Annotated in this window: 16 protein-coding genes and 2 pseudogenes; 9 read left to right on the top strand and 9 right to left on the bottom strand. The window is 47.1% G+C overall.

From position 1 onward, the window contains the following. Positions 1-806 precede the first annotated feature (806 nt). A complete protein-coding gene (locus I6L74_RS17960) occupies positions 807-1,040 on the top strand; it encodes a helix-turn-helix domain-containing protein (protein ID WP_059178770.1) in 234 nt (77 codons plus the stop codon). A gap of 239 nt (positions 1,041-1,279) precedes the next feature. Here the strand turns inward: I6L74_RS17960 and I6L74_RS17955 are convergent. From I6L74_RS17955 to I6L74_RS17945, 3 genes and pseudogenes are all read right to left on the bottom strand, one after another. Continuing rightward, positions 1,280-1,438, bottom strand: a pseudogene (locus I6L74_RS17955) (Y-family DNA polymerase); the annotation flags it as partial. Beyond that, positions 1,422-1,856 (bottom strand): translesion error-prone DNA polymerase V autoproteolytic subunit, encoded by a 435-nt coding sequence (umuD, locus tag I6L74_RS17950; RefSeq protein ID WP_059178769.1) that lies wholly within the window; start codon positions 1,854-1,856, stop codon positions 1,422-1,424. The gene umuD and the pseudogene I6L74_RS17955, both read right to left, overlap by 17 nt. A 391-nt stretch (positions 1,857-2,247) precedes the next feature. Beyond that, positions 2,248-3,036 (bottom strand): enhanced serine sensitivity protein SseB C-terminal domain-containing protein, encoded by a 789-nt coding sequence (locus I6L74_RS17945; protein ID WP_059178768.1) that lies wholly within the window; start codon positions 3,034-3,036, stop codon positions 2,248-2,250. Positions 3,037-3,409: 373 nt separating this feature from the next. Here I6L74_RS17945 and I6L74_RS17940 point away from each other — a divergent pair, with 373 nt between their 5' ends. Continuing rightward, a complete protein-coding gene (locus tag I6L74_RS17940; protein WP_059178767.1) occupies positions 3,410-4,822 on the top strand; it encodes a hypothetical protein in 1,413 nt (470 codons plus the stop codon). 433 nt (positions 4,823-5,255) lie between these two features. Then, complete coding sequence (locus I6L74_RS17935) at positions 5,256-5,813, top strand: hypothetical protein (protein ID WP_138108106.1); 558 nt, start codon at positions 5,256-5,258, stop codon at positions 5,811-5,813. Between the two features lie 260 nt (positions 5,814-6,073). On the opposite strand, the gene I6L74_RS17930 is transcribed toward I6L74_RS17935, so the two are convergent. Beyond that, a complete protein-coding gene (locus tag I6L74_RS17930) occupies positions 6,074-6,373 on the bottom strand; it encodes a hypothetical protein (RefSeq protein WP_059178765.1) in 300 nt (99 codons plus the stop codon). Between the two features lie 254 nt (positions 6,374-6,627). Here I6L74_RS17930 and I6L74_RS17925 point away from each other — a divergent pair, with 254 nt between their 5' ends. Further along, positions 6,628-7,146: a DinB family protein gene (locus tag I6L74_RS17925; RefSeq protein ID WP_243398840.1), complete on the top strand. Its 519-nt coding sequence runs from the start codon at positions 6,628-6,630 to the stop codon at positions 7,144-7,146. Between the two features lie 143 nt (positions 7,147-7,289). On the opposite strand, the gene I6L74_RS17920 is transcribed toward I6L74_RS17925, so the two are convergent. Both I6L74_RS17920 and I6L74_RS17915 read right to left on the bottom strand, forming a co-directional pair. Further along, the gene (locus I6L74_RS17920) at positions 7,290-7,742 is read right to left on the bottom strand and encodes a GNAT family N-acetyltransferase (protein WP_059178763.1); all 453 of its coding nucleotides are present in this window, start codon (positions 7,740-7,742) and stop codon (positions 7,290-7,292) included. Between the two features lie 59 nt (positions 7,743-7,801). After that, complete coding sequence (locus I6L74_RS17915; protein WP_059178762.1) at positions 7,802-8,704, bottom strand: LysR family transcriptional regulator; 903 nt, start codon at positions 8,702-8,704, stop codon at positions 7,802-7,804. Positions 8,705-8,841: 137 nt separating this feature from the next. On the opposite strand from I6L74_RS17915, the gene I6L74_RS17910 reads away from it, so the two are divergent. Next, positions 8,842-9,588, top strand: a complete 747-nt coding sequence (locus tag I6L74_RS17910) for an SDR family oxidoreductase (protein WP_059178761.1) — start codon at positions 8,842-8,844, stop codon at positions 9,586-9,588. 80 nt (positions 9,589-9,668) lie between these two features. Further along, positions 9,669-10,343: a glutathione S-transferase family protein gene (locus tag I6L74_RS17905; RefSeq protein ID WP_059178760.1), complete on the top strand. Its 675-nt coding sequence runs from the start codon at positions 9,669-9,671 to the stop codon at positions 10,341-10,343. A gap of 339 nt (positions 10,344-10,682) precedes the next feature. Here the strand turns inward: I6L74_RS17905 and I6L74_RS17900 are convergent, their stop codons facing one another. Further along, complete coding sequence (locus I6L74_RS17900; RefSeq protein WP_059178759.1) at positions 10,683-12,044, bottom strand: YncE family protein; 1,362 nt, start codon at positions 12,042-12,044, stop codon at positions 10,683-10,685. A gap of 358 nt (positions 12,045-12,402) precedes the next feature. Then, positions 12,403-12,651, bottom strand: a pseudogene (locus I6L74_RS17895) (hypothetical protein); the annotation flags it as partial. Positions 12,652-12,857: 206 nt separating this feature from the next. Between I6L74_RS17895 and I6L74_RS17890 the strand changes: the two are divergent. Then, positions 12,858-13,145, top strand: a complete 288-nt coding sequence (locus I6L74_RS17890; RefSeq protein ID WP_059178758.1) for a putative quinol monooxygenase — start codon at positions 12,858-12,860, stop codon at positions 13,143-13,145. Positions 13,146-13,232: 87 nt separating this feature from the next. Here the strand turns inward: I6L74_RS17890 and I6L74_RS17885 are convergent, their stop codons facing one another. Further along, positions 13,233-14,090, bottom strand: a complete 858-nt coding sequence (locus I6L74_RS17885; protein ID WP_059178757.1) for a hypothetical protein — start codon at positions 14,088-14,090, stop codon at positions 13,233-13,235. Positions 14,091-15,066: 976 nt separating this feature from the next. On the opposite strand from I6L74_RS17885, the gene I6L74_RS17880 reads away from it, so the two are divergent. Both I6L74_RS17880 and I6L74_RS17875 read left to right on the top strand, forming a co-directional pair. Further along, positions 15,067-15,276: a hypothetical protein gene (locus tag I6L74_RS17880; RefSeq protein ID WP_059178756.1), complete on the top strand. Its 210-nt coding sequence runs from the start codon at positions 15,067-15,069 to the stop codon at positions 15,274-15,276. A gap of 70 nt (positions 15,277-15,346) precedes the next feature. Beyond that, on the top strand, positions 15,347-16,609 hold the full coding sequence (locus tag I6L74_RS17875; protein ID WP_059178755.1) for a YadA-like family protein: 1,263 nt from the start codon (positions 15,347-15,349) through the stop codon (positions 16,607-16,609). The last annotated feature ends 83 nt before the right edge of the window (positions 16,610-16,692 follow it).

The following is a 16,692-nucleotide window of genomic DNA, read 5'->3' as shown; positions in this document are numbered from 1 at the left end:
CTATACTCTTCTTGTATCCACATCGGAAGGTTTAAAAATGTATACTTTTCAGAAAATTAACATTACAGCCCATGGGGCTAACAAAAATGCTATCGTTCTGCGCTCGGATAGGGATTATGAAAAGTGGTATCAGGAATAGTTTGATTTCAGTATCTTTCCAAAAAAAGGTGCAGAGGAGGTGATGGATGAAGAGCGGCCCGAATACTATCCCTGCATCCCTCTGATACTGAAGGGTGGAAATGGAGTGGTTTTTCTGGGAGAAGATCTTGTTCAACTCTGGCTTAGTAAGCTATACACAATAAAAATTGTCCCGCTTTGAAACCATCGAAGCGGTACATTCAATCTGATTAATACTATCTGGGAAAAATCATGAGCAACAATGTAGACATTCAGAGAGCTCATATACATGAGGCCGAACGCCTTGATTCGACCTATCTTACTGAGCTGATGGAGACACTGGCTCCCTTTCTAAACTACAATACTTACCCGGTGGGGAAACGCATCAGTTTCAGTGCGAACAATCAGGCAGACTGTTATTTCATTCTCTAGGGCAGCATAGAGATAAACCGACAACCTGATGATATCCTTATTGAAATTTTTGTAGCTCCGTCGTTAAGAGGGACTGTTCCTGTCCACAAAACCTCTCAGTCCGGGTTTACGATGCGGATACTTGAAACTGCTGAGATAGCCATTATAGACAAAGAGCAGCTGTATTCGCTTCTCACCGAGCATAATCTGTGGAGACCCTATGCCATGCACCTTCAATTAGTCGCTAGTCTAGGATCTGAAGTATTTCTGAAGTATTAATGAAGCTCGTTACCCCTTCTATCTTCGAACGTGTTCGTTATCAACTCTATGAACTGATGAGTAAACCTCAATCGATAAGAAAATCGGTTACAGCGGAAAATTATATTCGTAGTAAAACCCGTCTCTCGCGCTCAGGCATTATGAACGCTCTCTCCGAGTTAAGGAAAGGCGGTTACATCACCATCGAGGATGGACACCTAATTGATATTAAACATATTCCAGCTCGCTTTTAGACTGCACTTGATCACTTTGTATACTTGATGATCAGGCGATAATAATGACATGAAGCTTAAGTAAATGTACCAACTCTATCGCGAACAGGGTCTATTCACTGTGCTTCAATCGCCTCCGGGGCTACATGGCAAAGCCAGTAATGAGAAATGAGGTGGATAGCCCGCTTAACTCCCAATTGATGCTCTAAAAACTGATATGCAATTCGTATAAGCAATCACTGCCAACGATGAGTATCCCCCTTTGCTAGTTTGACTTTTAATTCCACATAATCTTCTGAACGAGAGATAATGCAGCCATCGTTATTCGAAACCACGACCACCGGTTTGCCCTGAAGATGCAGTCTAAATACCGTTTCACAGCTGGTGTAGAAGCTGTTGACATCAACTAGCGCGAACATATTTGTGCGATTTTAGCGTGTGAGTCACCACGCCGAAGATTTGCAGCTCTTCGTCGGCGTCAAAAATGATGGGAGAAAAGCGCGGGTTACGCGGAACAAGCTGCAAAATCGGACGAACGCGCAGCTCTTTCACCGTAAATTCCCCGGCGACGGCGGCCACAACGATGTCGCCGTGTTCAGGCGTTAAAGAGCGATCCACCACCAGCAAATCACCGTCAGTAATTCCTGCCCCAATCATGGATTCCCCGCTGACCCGGATAAAATACGTGGCGCTGGGATGCTTAATCACCAGTTTATTAAGATCGATACGATCTTCTACGTAGTCCTGAGCGGGACTGGGAAAGCCACACGACACGCGCTCCAGGAAGAGAGGTAACTCAATGAAGGTGTTGAGATCGCACGAAAAAAGATGACTCATAATTGCTCATCTGCAGATAACTGTATATAAACACAGTATTATGAATTTTAGGTAGGGATCAAAACACTTTTGGGACGGTAGCCCAAACACGTTGAAGTTTGTGGGAATTTAGTTTGCAGGAATTTAGTTTGCAGAGTGGGACAAGTGACCAGGGTAATGCCCCTCCATCGCTTAACAATGATGCGACGGTGCCTCCTTCCCATTGCCGACGCCAGGGTATTTCCACTCCTCGCTCACAGCGGACCTTCATTTCGGTCAGAAGGTCTGCTGAGTGCGAGAAGCGGAAGTTGCTAAATCAGTCTATGTTAATAAACGGGGAACTAGTCAGAACGGCGAAATGATAACCCAAATCACCATTGCGACAGGAAGGATCATTCTGGCGCGCCTGGCGTTAACGCTCAAACATGGCCAGCAGCCTTTGCTTAATACTGCGGACATAAAACGGTTTAAACTGCGTGGTGATATGCGATTCCAACCCGCCACTGTTCTGACCCAGGCGGAGCAAATCCACCGGTTGCCCGTCCGGCGACGCATCCCCTGCCACTAGGCCTGCACCTCGCATCACCTTTTCCACTTCGCCGGTCAGGTCCACGGCCACCAGGTAGTGAGGCCTTTCATCGACCGCGGGGTCGTGCATCAGCGCCAAGTAAGCGCGCCTGACCCCCGGGTATTTTGCAAAAAAGGCAGAGAGCTCTATCAGCATCCTGTCCGGCATCACCGACGGCTCACCGAGGAATACCTTTGTTTTTTCCTCCACCACCCGGGACTGTGGCATTCGGCCGGTGCCTTCCGCCAGCAGCGATTCTATTTCCTCCGGCACGAACTCCTTGCCGTAGTCGGACCGGGGATTCAGGAACACCCCTTGCCCTTGCGTCATTTTGAAAAAATCTCCCGCCGGCAGTTTCAGGTATTTGCTTTCGACCTCGATGGCACGCTGCAGGGCAACAAGAGAGCTGAACACCGGGATAACTGTTGTGCCGTCCGGCTTTTCCCAGTGATGTATTGATATATGATCTCCCGCTTTCAGATCGACATGGTCATCAACGGCTTCCCCGCCGGAAGTTCCGAGGACATACAGCGATGAGGCCATCAGTGTCCGGTAAAACTCCGGCCGTTCTGCCGGATGGTCGGCCGCCCGTTGCAGGGCGGTTTCTAGTCTTGTTTCCTGTTCATCAGACATTCAGCTGTTACCTTCCGGAAGTGACGCGTAAACGGCAAAAATCTTCCGCAGGTGGAACTGTGTTAACAAAAACGTATTTCTGATGCATTCCTACTTCCCGGGGCAGATAACTACTTGTAAGATTTAACAATACACCAAAATAACTGAGATCTAGATAGTGCATCGCTACGACTTAGCTAGTCATTTGACCGCGATCAACTTCCGCTCCTCGCTCATTGCAGACCGTCGGCTCCATCAGTTGAACTCACAGCCATGAGCGGCCATAACTAATCTCACTCATTGTTTATCTATAAGGTGCATATCAAGACAGACTAACAATTTATGCCTTGATGCCGATAAGTTTATTTCTTAATCAATATATGAAGGAATATATATGTACTGCGTGCGCCCTTTAATGCGCCCACTTTTTTTTCTGTCTCTCTTGCCGTTTTCTTTCGTTCAGGCTGCTGATAAGCCTGCATTGACAGGGGGGGACATTAACCCCTTGTCTGTAACCAGAATCCACGATCGTGTGAATTACATGGTGTCGTTAAACTTAAATAACGGAAAAACAGTTCAGCAATGGCATTCCGTTGATTGTAAACAGGGCAAGGCACAGCTTCTGTACAAGGATTTACTGAATGAGGAGGGGTTTACCAAAGCTCGCTATTACGGCAACAGCTACCTCCGTTATGCGCTTGCACAGGATGATAAGCAGATGACGGCAGAGGATATCCGTACGGTTTGCCAGCTACCGATAAAAGATGCACGGTGGGAAAGAATATCAGCCGCAGATACTGTAGGTATTACCGATCTTGTCGATGTTAATAGCATTCAGCGCATCGGCGATATTTTATCGGTACGCATGGGATATGACTTTGCAGATAGCATCTGGGAACCGCCATACGACGCGCCGCTTGAATTAAAGATTGAGCACTACTTTTATAACTGTAAAACCCAACAGGGTGACGCTGTCGCTTTAATGAACTTCGACAGCGAGGGTCGCGTTACAGACTCACTCATCACTGCTGATATTGTTCGCCGCAAGAGTAGCTTCAAAATTAACACTCAAATGGCACAACGCTTCGAGCAGCTCTGCCAATTACCAGCAGGAAAAAAGTTCACAGCCGAAGGGCACTTTGTACCCGCCGCTAACAAGCCAGCATCAACGTTGATGGGACCATCAATGCCCGATCTGAGTAATAATAATCCGCAGTGGCTGAATAAATTCCCCCTTTCTGCTGCAATTGAGCGCCAGGCGCAGTCATTGATCAAACCATGGGCGCTTCCGCGCTTTAAACAGGTTCGTTATACCGAAGTAAGCGCGCTCGGTAAGGTCAAAATACAGTTGGATGCACAACCGGATGGTTATATACGCAAGCTGGAAGATTATGGTATCTGGACGGTGCAACGTTTAACGCTGGCTAATCAGCTACAGCTGAAGTTCACCATGTCCATCAGTAATGGTTCCTCACTGATCAACAAGTTGCAGACGGATCTGCATTTCCCGTTAGTGACTGGTCAACGATATCAGGCTCAATGGGACAGTATTGATTCCAATAAGAAACTTATTGCCTCAGCGTTACGCTGTGACGTAACGGGAGAGGGGGACGCACGTAGCATTGCACTTGAGTTTAGTGGGAAATATCTATTAGTTGAGTGTCATGCAACTAATGAAGGTCAACTGGGTAGCAGTGACAAACTAGCTTGGTTGCAAGATCTCAACGTCTTCGTCCCGGTCACTCAGCAAGTGGGTGATAAACCTGAAAGTCTGGTGAAACTGGAAAATGTTAGTGTGATACGTTAATAAGCAAGCCGGTTCACCGCTTTAGCCGGTGAGCCTTTTATGACCTGATCCCCGTTGATTAACACACGTCAATGTTAGTAATGCACCCTCGGCGGTGAGAGCAATTCGCTGTTCGCTCAAATCTGCCCGTCAACTTCGTGCTAATAGCGGTGTAAGTATCCCGCCAAACAGGACCATTCACTTTTAGAGATCTTCCGACAGACTGATTATGCCTAAGTGAGGATAACTTCCGTTATTTGCTCAAAGTCGCCTGATGTCCTTTGGACCGTTTAGTGCCAGATGTAGTGAACGCTATGGCTTGTTAGGTCAGATATCTAAAAGCACATGGCCCACCTGGATGGGATAATTACAAATGGTAACTGCAATCTAATAGGCGTTGAGATTGAGACTAACCTGCGCATTTAATAACCAGATTTGAATTTTTGTAACTTATATGGTACGAATCACAAAAATCAACATTGGAAAATATAATAAGGGATTAGATATGGTTAGGGCCTTGTTAGTTAGTGTTCTTTGCTTAAATTTAGTAGGATGCGGATTGCCTAAATCCCATTCGAAAACTGATCATGAATTTCTGATTACCCCTGGTATCGGTATAAAAAATTTATCTTTAAATGATTCCATTCAGCACGCCAAAACCCAATTTTCCAGAGAATTTGTAGCAAAGGATGGTTACTTATTCCTTCCCGCTAAGGGATTAGATGCTTCATATGGAGAGGATGGAAGAATAAGAACGATCTTCCTCTACTACAAGCTACCTAGATATGTGACTTTTGACGGTATAACCGACAAAGGTATAGGAAAAGAGAGTTCAATAAAAGACGTTCTTAAGGCTTATGGACCACCTACTCGTGAAGGAGATAGTATAATCTCGGAGTTCGGTTCAGTTCCTGGCGCTCATGAACACACTATCACTTATGTCCATCAAGGAATCGAATTCACTTTTTGGGATGACAAACTCGCAGACATAAGAGTGATTACTCCTAAATAAACATGCCCCAGGTGGTATTTATCAAGCCACAAATATCGCCTTGACTAATGCCCGCATTGAGCGGGCATATTTGTACCTGTCGAAAAATAAATTCCCTTCAAAATCATTCGACTTAATACACTTCACATGCAGCCGGTGTCAGCCATCTTGTTTACTATTCGTCCGGAAAAGGGCCAATGCGAACATCCGCTCCTCGCTCATAACAGACTATAAGAGTTGATTGTGTGTTGCACTGGGAGATCAAATCAAAACCAATACTTTCAGGTATCTTCCCACAGCGGTGCCCATTCAACAGGCAACTGTTCCTTATCAAATCCCTCAAACCAGTAAACTGTACCTTTTGGCCCAACAATCGGCACTTCTCCCCAACCCTGATGAAACAATGCGCGACTCCAGTCCGGCTTGAGACGGCCACGCCGTTTAAGGCGCTCACCATTACAAGCAGTTACTCGTATTGAGGGAAAGTTAATAAAGAAACTTAACGGCATTTCCTCTTTTTGCGCACGTTGCAATTGCCTTGATATCCAGTCTTGGTTACGTTTGCGAAGTTTTTGTTTCATTGGCTACTGTTCTGATTCGACTCACTTATCAATTAATGATCTCACTGTAATCCGACGCCATGCTTTGTACAAGAATGTCCGCCCCTCGCTCAGAATAGACCTGCACACCCACTCTTCGGTCGTCCTCGTGCCAGGAACGGACATTACTGAGTCCGCACAGCGTTGACTAAAAGGGAACGGGTCAACGTATCTTTATTGCGTGGCTAAATGCGCAACTATAATTAAAACAGTTGTTCATTTAAATGGATGAAATTATGAGTTCACTCAACATGCATTTCAACATTCTAGCCGGCTACAACGCTTGGGCGAATGAACGGTTATATTCCAGCGTTGGAAAGATTGGAGAAGATGCTTACCGTAAAAACTGCGGCGCTTTTTTTGGGTCTATCGAGGCGACGTTGAATCACCTGCTAGTGACGGACAGGATATGGAGACATCGTTTAAACGCATTACCTGAAACAGGGCATCGACTGGACCAGATACTGTTCGACAATGATTTTCCCGGTCTGGAAAGGGCGCGAAGAGAAGAAGATAAAAAGATCGTAGATTTTATCATGGGATTATCAGAAACCGATTTAGCTGGCATAGTCTCCTACCGGCGGGCTTCGACACCAGAACTTAAGCAGCAGGTCATCTGGTCTGCTCTGGCTCACTGGTTTAATCATCAAACCCATCACAGAGGGCAGGTCCATGCAATGTTGACCCGGGTATCCCAGGAGGCACCCGAACTGGACTTGCTGATATATCAAAGGCAGCTAAACGATAAATATTAGTTTGGCGATTGCCCTGCTCCCTGCCGAGCAGTATACCGTGATGGTAGTATTGTTTTGCCAACTTACGCTCTTCGCTCACACCGGACCTGGCTGTCTTGCTTCTGTCTGCTCCGTGCTGTGAGTCCAACCGATGGATACAACAATTAGCGCAATGCTTTTGATAAACAGACGGCCTCTGTCCGACCTATGTATGGGCCATAATTCTCAATACGGACATACCCATTTTGTTCGTAAAAATTGACGGCTCGAATATTGATATGTCGTGTTTCCAGCCTAAGTTCGTTATATCCCATCTCTATTGCTGATGTTTCCAGATAAGCGAGTAATGCTTTGCCAATGCCTGGCACGCTACGGTCTGAAAACATCCTTTTTAGCTCAGCTATATTTTGCGTTAATGGCCTTATAGCACCACATCCTATTACTTCGCCATGCGTATTTTTTGCCAATACCCACAATGCGTTGTCATTATTCATTGCATCAACGTTGAAATTGCTTTTGCCGTTATCACCCGTAATAGCGGCAAGCTCCGCTGACAGCATTTCGATTAAGCGATGGGAATCTGAAGAAAATGGATCTGATTTCTCTATTGTGATCATGGCTATATCCTATTCGCTGTATTAATTATTGGGAAGCATGTCGGTTCGTTATTTCAGGCTCATTTCATTGCGTTGTAAACTTTGAAGCCGGGATTTTTTTCAAAAATATCAGCAACAAAATCCATGAATACAATCGCCCGTTTTGGTAAAAGGCGATTAGCAACATAAACGGCTTGAATGGGAACAGGTGATGCCGTGTAGTCAGTCAGTAATAATTGTAAGTTGCCATTTTCCAGCCCCTCTTCGAACAGCCATTCTGGGCCTTGCGCGATCCCAATCCCTGCATTGACAAATTTCTGTACTGCTTCGGGTGAATTGACCCTGAGCCGACCAGAAACAGGAACATTGATATCCTGAAATCTCCAGGTCGCGCCCGTTGTTAGCAAGGTATAGATCAAACAATCATGTTTTTTCAAATCCTCTGGTGTATTAGGGGTTCCGTGTTTAGCTAAGTACTTGTTACTGGCAACACAAACTCGCTCATACATGCCAAGTCTGCGGGCACGCATAGCACTGTCCTCCAGGTGTCCAATGCGGATTGCCAGCTCAGCCCCTTCATCAATAAGATTGATATAGCGGTCATTAATCTGAAGATCGAGTGTTAGCTCAGGGTAGCGTTCTAAAAAATCGGGGATGTGCGGGACTAAGAATGTGTGTGCCAATGCTGTGGGGCAAGCAACGCGTAATAGCCCTGTGGGTGTTACATTTTCCCTGAAAGAAGACTCGGACTCTTCGACGGCTTCAAGAATACGTCTTGCTTCCAGATAATAACGTTCTCCTTCAGGCGTCAGTGAAAGCTTGCGGGTTGTTCTGTGAAGTAACCGAGTCTGCAAATGCTCTTCGAGGGCTGCAACATGACGGCTCACGTTCGGTTGCCCTAAGCCCAAACCCCTGCCGGCAGCCGAAAAGCTGCCAGTTTCAGCGGTACGGACAAAGCATGTCATCAAAAGTAATCTATCCATCCTAAGACCCATTTATGCTTTTAATGCATGAAAGATATTTAAAAATACAATCTTATCACTATCCGGGCATGAGCATACAGTGGCTTTCAAATCGGCCATTCGCCGATCAGTTGTTAAAACTAACAGGAGATTTTTATATGGCTAGATTACAAGGTAAACGCGCACTGATCACGGGAGGTACAAGTGGTATTGGTCTTGAAACGGCGAAGCTGTTTGTTGCGGAAGGTGCACGCGTAATTGTTACGGGTGTTAACCCTGATTCTGTCGCAAAAGCTAAAGTAGAACTGGGTAATGATGTGTTAGTCGTGCGTGCTGATTCCGCTGATGTGAGCGCACAAAAAGCTCTGGCTCAGACAGTTCAGGAACACTTTGGACAACTGGATATCGCTTTCCTGAATGCGGGTATATCACTGTATATGCCAATTGAGGCATGGACAGAAGAGCAGTTCGATCGCATTTATGATATCAACGTTAAAGGTCCTTACTTCCTCATGCAGGCGCTTCTGCCAGTGTTCGCAAGCTCTGCATCAGTGGTCTTTAATACCTCTATAAATGCTCACACGGGACCCGTGAACTCTTCAGTTTATGGCTCAACCAAAGCAGCGTTACTGAACATGTCGAAAACACTTTCTAACGAGTTACTTTCTCGTGGGATCCGTATCAACGCAGTAAGTCCTGGCCCTGTTGATACACCGCTTTACGATAAGGCGGGGATCCCAGTGGAATATCACGATCAAGTGATGAAAAATATCGTTGCAACCATTCCAGCAGGTCGTTTTGGTAAGCCTCAGGAAGTTGCACAAGCCGTACTTTACTTTGCATCTGATGCATCTGCCTGGACCGTGGGTTCAGAAATCATCATCGACGGCGGCGTTTCAATCTAAGCCACCAAAATAAGATTTACCCTTCATCAAGCCCGCCACCTTTTTATAGCGGCGGGCTATCATTTTATCTGGAGTTTGAGATGTCTACCCATGGTCTGACGCTGATTAGCCACCCACTATGTCCCTTTGTGCAGCGCTCAGCGATAGTTCTGCTTGAGAAAAATGTGCCATTTGAACGCGTAAATGTAGACTTATCGGCGAAACCGGACTGGTTTCTTGCTCTGTCACCCACTGGCAAGGTGCCGCTGCTTAAAGTGCATCAGGCGAATGGCGAAGATGCGCTTATTTTCGAGAGCATGGTGATCTGCGAGTACCTGAATGAAACGCAAGACGGTGATTCGATGTATGCTGACGATGCATTAGTAAGAGCCAGACAGCGCGCATGGATCGCGTTTTCTACCTCAATGCTAGGAAATGCATGGCAATTTTTAAATGCGGCCGATCAGGCCATTGCCGACAGCAAACGCGCGTTGTTCCGTGTGCAGCTTGAACGTATCGAAGCTGAATTGAGTGTGGGACCTTATTTCTCTGGTGCCGAATTCAGTATGGTTGATGCGGTCTACGCCCCTATTTTCCGTTACTTCTCCATTATCGATGCATCAGTCTCTGAGGCGATTTTTGATGGACTTCCGCGTACTTCCTTATGGAAAGCTGCACTGGAAAAAAGGGAAAGCGTGAAAGCCGCTGTATCATCAGATTATGCAGAACTTTTCCAACATCATCTTCGTCAGCATTCTGCAATTCTCGCTGCTTGACGATATTCACTGGGAAATGGTGCCCTATTCCCCGCCGATTAAAACACGGCAATGTTCGCAATTCCTCTACCAACTGAGAGAACCATTTTGAACTTCCGCTCTTCGCTCACAGCAGCGCCTGGAAACTGGCGTACGGGCGGCATCGTGCAACAGACCTAGCAACGCGGCGTATTTATTGAAAATGGGTGTTGATTGATCGCTATGGACGTCAGGCTGTTTCGAGTAGGAGGATGTGAATACCGGTCAGATATGCCGAGAAAATACCCCCATCCCATAGGCGGCTGGGGGTTAAGAATGCCGGGCAGACCTGCCCGCGAATAACGTAGCGGACTAAAGCCGTTATTTTTTCGGGGTGATTTTCGTCACTGAACCTGTTTGCGTTTTATCCCCGGTAGTTCCATACATAGACACGAGATAAACGGCACCATCAGGCGTAGCGGTCAGGTGGTTTGGCGTATCATCCATCGGGATATTCGCGACCAGTTTACCGTCCTTGTTCAGAACAGCAACAGTTCCGCCTGCACGTGTGGCGGCGAAAACTTGCGACGTCACAGGATCCCAAACGACAGATACGCCCCCGGCACCAATGTAAGTATCCGCGAGAACCTTGCCGTCCGCATCAAGAACCACAACATTGTTTGTCTCCTGGGAAACGACGTAAAGACGGCCGGTCTTCGGATCGCGTGCGATGTCGGTTGCGCCTTGCGCCTGAGGTATTTTCACCGTTGTACTCTTGCCCGTTTTGAGATCAATCCAGCCCACCCAAGGCGTATCGCGGCTGACGCCGTAGAGTTTTCCACCGGCGCTATCCAGGGCAAGATCTGTGCTGTAAAACGGGTCGCGGCCACGGTTCGTCACGAATTCCATCTGACCGATATGTTCCAGCGTTTTGGTATCATACACCTCGATAAAACCGGTCAGCGCTGCGCTGACATAAGCCCGATTGTGGGCTTCATCAATAATCACATCGCGTGGATGTACGACCGACCCCTCCGGGAAAACTTTTACAACGGAAAGGTTTTTTGCATCATAAACAGTCACTGTTTCAGCAAGCGTGTTGGTCGTCCAGACTTGATGATGGACATTATCAACACCGATGCCGAAGACGCCAATCTGCTCACCCTTATTGTCTTTAGGCAGCGTAGCCTCCGCTTCGACAGCCAGCGTTCCGGCGTTGAGTCTCATCAGACGGCTACCATCCTTCGGGCCGCGTGCAGAGGTCACGAACAGCTTCCCGTCCGCCGAAACTGCCGACTGGTAAGCCCGCTCACCGACGGGAAGGGTTTGTAGCCTGAAAGCCTCCGTATTTTTCGGGGGAATAATTTGGGACAATTTCAACATGACCTGCGAAACGCTCGCGGGATTTTGCGTAATAACGGTGAGGGGATGAAGGCCTGTAGCGGCATCGGCCGGAACGGTTAACGGAATAGTGAGGTTTCCCTTCTCGTCGGCGGTCAGTGGTTTTGGTGTCAGGACTTCAGCACCATTCAGCATAGTGACGGTGGCGCCCGTCTGCAGGCTCTTAATGGTTATAACCGTTTTATCGCCAGGCTTAACAGGAATGTCCCGTGACCCGGCACGGATACTGCCAGGGAACGTCGTGGTAGCGGCTTCCCATTGGCTATCGGCGTATGCCGTTGTGGCGGTTGACATCACAATGGTGGAGGCCAACAGCACTGAACGGACTGAAATTCTTCTCATCTTATCTCCATAAATTGTATTGATTCTGCATCTCAACGCAGCCACAGGATATTTCCACGCGCTAACTCTTATCTTCCGCCCTGAGAAATATCTCCTGCGATAAGCGCATTCAACATACCACATCAATGTAAATAATTATCATTACTGTTTTGAGTGGTATCTTAAAATGCGGGGCGTTTATGTATAGCGGGTGTGCGAGCTGGCGATTTTTCGGTAAGGAGGGAGCATTGTGCCTGGAGCGGAGGTTGGTGATAGGCCTCCTGCTCAGCGAAATAATCCAGTCTGGAATGACCTAACAAACCGATCTTAAAGGGCGTGAATTCCCTCCTGGGCCATCACGCCCGCTCTGACGTTACTGCTATGCCGTGGATTTCACGTCTTCAGGCGTTGGTTGCTTGGGGCGAATGTTGAACCAGATCGCGTGCATCGCAGGCAGGAACACCAGCGTAATGATAGTGCCGCCAAACGTCCGGCCAATCAGGGTCTAAGCCAGCGCTCCCCAAAACACCGAGTGCGTCAGCGGGATAAACGCCAGAATAGCGGCCATCGCCGTGAGTCATACAGGTCGTGCGCGCTGCACCGTCGCCTCCACAACCGCGTGGAAGAGAGAGGTCTCTTCATAATGGTGTTGAGGGCGCGCCAAAAGATGACTCATCATTGCTTACCCGCCAATAACTGTATATAAATACAGTTATGTGATTTTACCGAACAGATCGTGCCGATGGCGATTCGATAGAATCAATTCGTTGAAGTCACACTGATTTTAAATGAGCAACGTCCCGCTCAATTTGCCGGGGCTGTTAAGGAAATAACATGCTAAAAGTGATTGCCGAAGATTTTATGCAGCCGGAGGCCGTTGAGATCGTCCTTCCGCTTTATCGCGAACTGGTCGAGGCGACAAGGCGAGAACCGCTGTGCATCGCATATGACTTGTATGTGGATGAGAACGATGCCGGGCATTTCATTTTCATTGAAGAGTGGCCTGACCGCGCGGCGCTGGATGCACATTGTGCGAGTGAACACTTCCGACGCCTTGTCCCTCAGATAAATCGGTACGAGCGCAAGAAAGCGACCTTTATTTTCATGAACAGCGTGGAGTAAACCGTTGGACGTCGTCTGGCGCGAGCATAATCAATCCTGATATTACAGCAACGGTACGCAGCTTTCTGGCTGCGTACCGTTGCTGAATCAGGCGGGGAATTTCACGTTAAAGTCAGTGATAAATTGTTCACCGGCCTCCGCGATCGCTTTCGACAGAAACTGGTAATAGCGCTCAATACCGTAGGATTCAATTTGCTGGACCCGCTGGCGAACAGGCGCACAGAAAAGTGCCGAATTCCCTGCCCCGACTCTTTTACTATTGGGCGGCAGTTCAGACGAGATGGCTTTAAACCAGGTGCGGGCAGCGTTCTTAAGCGTGGCAGGCACTTTAGCAACATCATCAATGCCGGTTAAAACCTGCACGGTCGGGAAGATATCGGCTTCAACGGCATTTTTAAGACGTGCAAAAAACTGGCTGAACAGCTCGTACGATCCCAGATCCACGATCTTCGGCTTAGTGCTATTGCGGGTTTTATTGCCCTGTTTGCCGGTCGTTAAAAGCGTTTTACTCCGCGAATTAACGTCAATCAGCTGCAGGTTAAACAAGATATTACAATGCTCGCGACGCTTTTTCACATCCGGGAACATCTCTATAAAGGTGGAGATAAATTGCGGTGTGGCCAGGTCGTGGAGTTCATGATTAACCAACCACTGCGATCGTGCGAACGCTCCCGGCGTGATAAACCAGTCTGGCTGTTCGGTGTAGGTTTTAGACTTTCCTTTACTGTCAAACTCAACAAACTCAGCGCCGCCATCAAAGGCGAAACGACAGTTTTTGAGGCTGGTAATCGTCTGGTTCATGATTAGCGCATCTTTGATAAAGCGCGCGACAACGGCGCTCATGACGAAGGCCGTCTGTTTTTCATCACGGATAACATACTTCAGGTCTTCTACTGACTTCACGCCAGGTTCAAGATCGGTAAATTCTAAGAAAATGTGATGCATGTAATTCACTTCCCGCAAGCTGCAACCGGGTAATGATAACACAAGAAACTACATGGATAATGACCGCTTACACTTTAGCATCACTACTCGTAAACGAATTTATTCACTTATGAAATAAATAAGGCATATCTACCATAGTGGCTTTTACTCCAAAAAGAAAAACTATTAACATACTCTGGAATTTATAAGCACTGCCACTTTCCACTCACTCTCTTCGCGTAGCAGAACACTTCATCAGTGTGATTAGTGCCCTCACCCCACTATTCCTTCTGCCGCCCCGGCAAGACCTGCACTAAGGTTTCCTCACCACGACATCTACAACAGACAATCAGCTTGAACTCTGGCTTGTTTCATGGCTATAAATGATAAAAACCAATCACTAAACACATACTAACAAGTCACTTATAAACACTTTCAAAAACATAAAATGCATACATTAAAAACACTACAAACCCATTCAACAGTCACTTAAAAACTGACAAAAATCAAACTAAATGAACATTTCATGATTATTTTAGCGTTAGTTTCATCACTCCTTTTTGCATAAATGTTACGGATAAAACACAAAATGAACAGGACGGTCGCGACTCAACTACGCGTTGAATTTGCAATAAGGTGCATAAACAATCAATTTTTTGCATAACTTATTTTGTTTCACACTTATTTCCGTACTGTTTTAAAAATCGTAATTCATTGTAGAGACGAAAGATTCGCAGAGGAGAGTGAAACGTCGGTTCAAAACGGCTGTGAAATCGGTTACACGCTATGCAAAACAAAGTGATTATTGTTGCTCATTTTTTGTGCTTTTCCGTATTCAACCCCTTCTCCTTTCACACGAAGTATCGCCCCAGAAAAGTGCAATTTTTTAACTAATTAGATACAAATTCACCACGTTTTTGCCAACGTTGACTTGTTTTCTTTGCACTCGCATATTTCACAGCACGAATTAACAAGACATCTTTTGGAGAATGATTTTATGCCATCTCGTGATTATCCGGACAAAAGATTCCCGCGGGGAACTGCAAAAGATGCAGACCTGAAAATGTTAAGCGCGAGGATTGAATCCAGCCTCGTCGAATACGTGAGAGAGACCGCTTTTGAGACGCGGCAAAGCAAGCAGGAAATTATTGCAGAAGCCTTAGCGCTTCATAAAAAAAGCCGCCAGACAGAGCCAGCGGCTGAATAAAAACGTTAACCCATCCGCGACCAAACGAACCGGGTTAACACCTTTACACGTTAATGATACAGGTTTTCATATGAAAAAAACGATACTTTCTGGGGTCATTCTTGCAACCTTAGCCGGGACCTCCGCCCTCGCAACGCCCTTTATGCCGATGATGAATCCAGAGCCAGCGGGAAGTTTTGTGCCATCAATCCAAAGCCCTCAGGGTGTGACGGGGACGTTCAATTTTTATGATGGAACGGATGACTCCCATTTTCGCATGGGCTTTACGCAAAATTATCTCTACGATCTCAACGCTATTGTCTCTAACGTGGAGACAAATCAGGCTGACATGGCGACCAAAGTGGATCAGACCGCTTACCAGCAGGGTCAAGCTCGTCAGGACAAAGCACTTACCCGCAAGGTCGATATTCTCGACTACACCCGCGATCGTGCAGCAGTTGATCAACACATTTCTGACGTCGGCACTGTCGTGAGTATTAACCACCAGGATATTCAGACCAATCATACTGCGATCGTCGCACAGACCACTGCGCTGAATACCAAAGTGGATAGGACCGACTACGACCAGAATAAACAGAACACAGAGGCCAAACTGGCCAATCTGACACAGACCAACGATCTGCAAAATGCATCAATGACATCCAACAAAACCGCGATCGTCCAGAACTCGACAGATATCAAAACCAACACGGCCGCGCTGGCGACCAAAGTGGATCAGACCTTTTATTCTGCTGACCAGACGCGCCAGGATAATGAAATGGCAGGTAAAGCCAACGCGATTGATTTGCACGCAGATGAGCAACAAATCACGAGCAACAGAACCGCTATCCAGAAAAACGCCACCCAGGAACAAACGGACTTTCAGGGGCTTCAGGCTGGGATCGCGCACGCTGAAGACACTGGCACATATGCTCAATCACGTGCTGATGCAGCTTATGCGAATACTGAAAAAAACCGTAAAGCACTGGACGCAACAAACAAGCGTGTTGCGGCTAACACCACAAAACTGCAAAACCATGAAAGCCGAATTCAGGATCTGGAAGCTGACCGCGGTTACGGTAGCAAATTCAACGAGCTGAAAAATACTGTCGATAGCAACCGTAAACATGCTTCCGCAGGCATCGCAGGTGTCGCCGCAATGGCGAATATTCCGCAGGTTTCTCAGGGCGCAACGTTCTCGATGGGCGCGGGTGCCGGGACGTATGACAGCGAACAAGGTCTGGCCGTCGGTGCATCGGCCCGTATTGGGCAGCAGGTCGTCACCAAATTAACCGTCTCTGCAACCACGGAAAATGATTTCGTGGCCGGCATGGGTGCCGCTTACGAGTGGTAATGCTGACTTACCTTTCCGCTGCATCCTTCATTAAAGAAGGTTTAGGCCATGCAAAAGCATGTGCGTAAACCCGCAAAACAATC

Origin of the sequence: Lelliottia amnigena (genome assembly GCF_019047465.1) — a bacterium.
Taxonomy (GTDB): Bacteria; Pseudomonadota; Gammaproteobacteria; order Enterobacterales; family Enterobacteriaceae; genus Enterobacter; species Enterobacter amnigenus.
The sequence above is the reverse complement of the archived record's forward strand: the minus strand, read 5'-3'. Positions and strand labels throughout refer to the sequence as shown.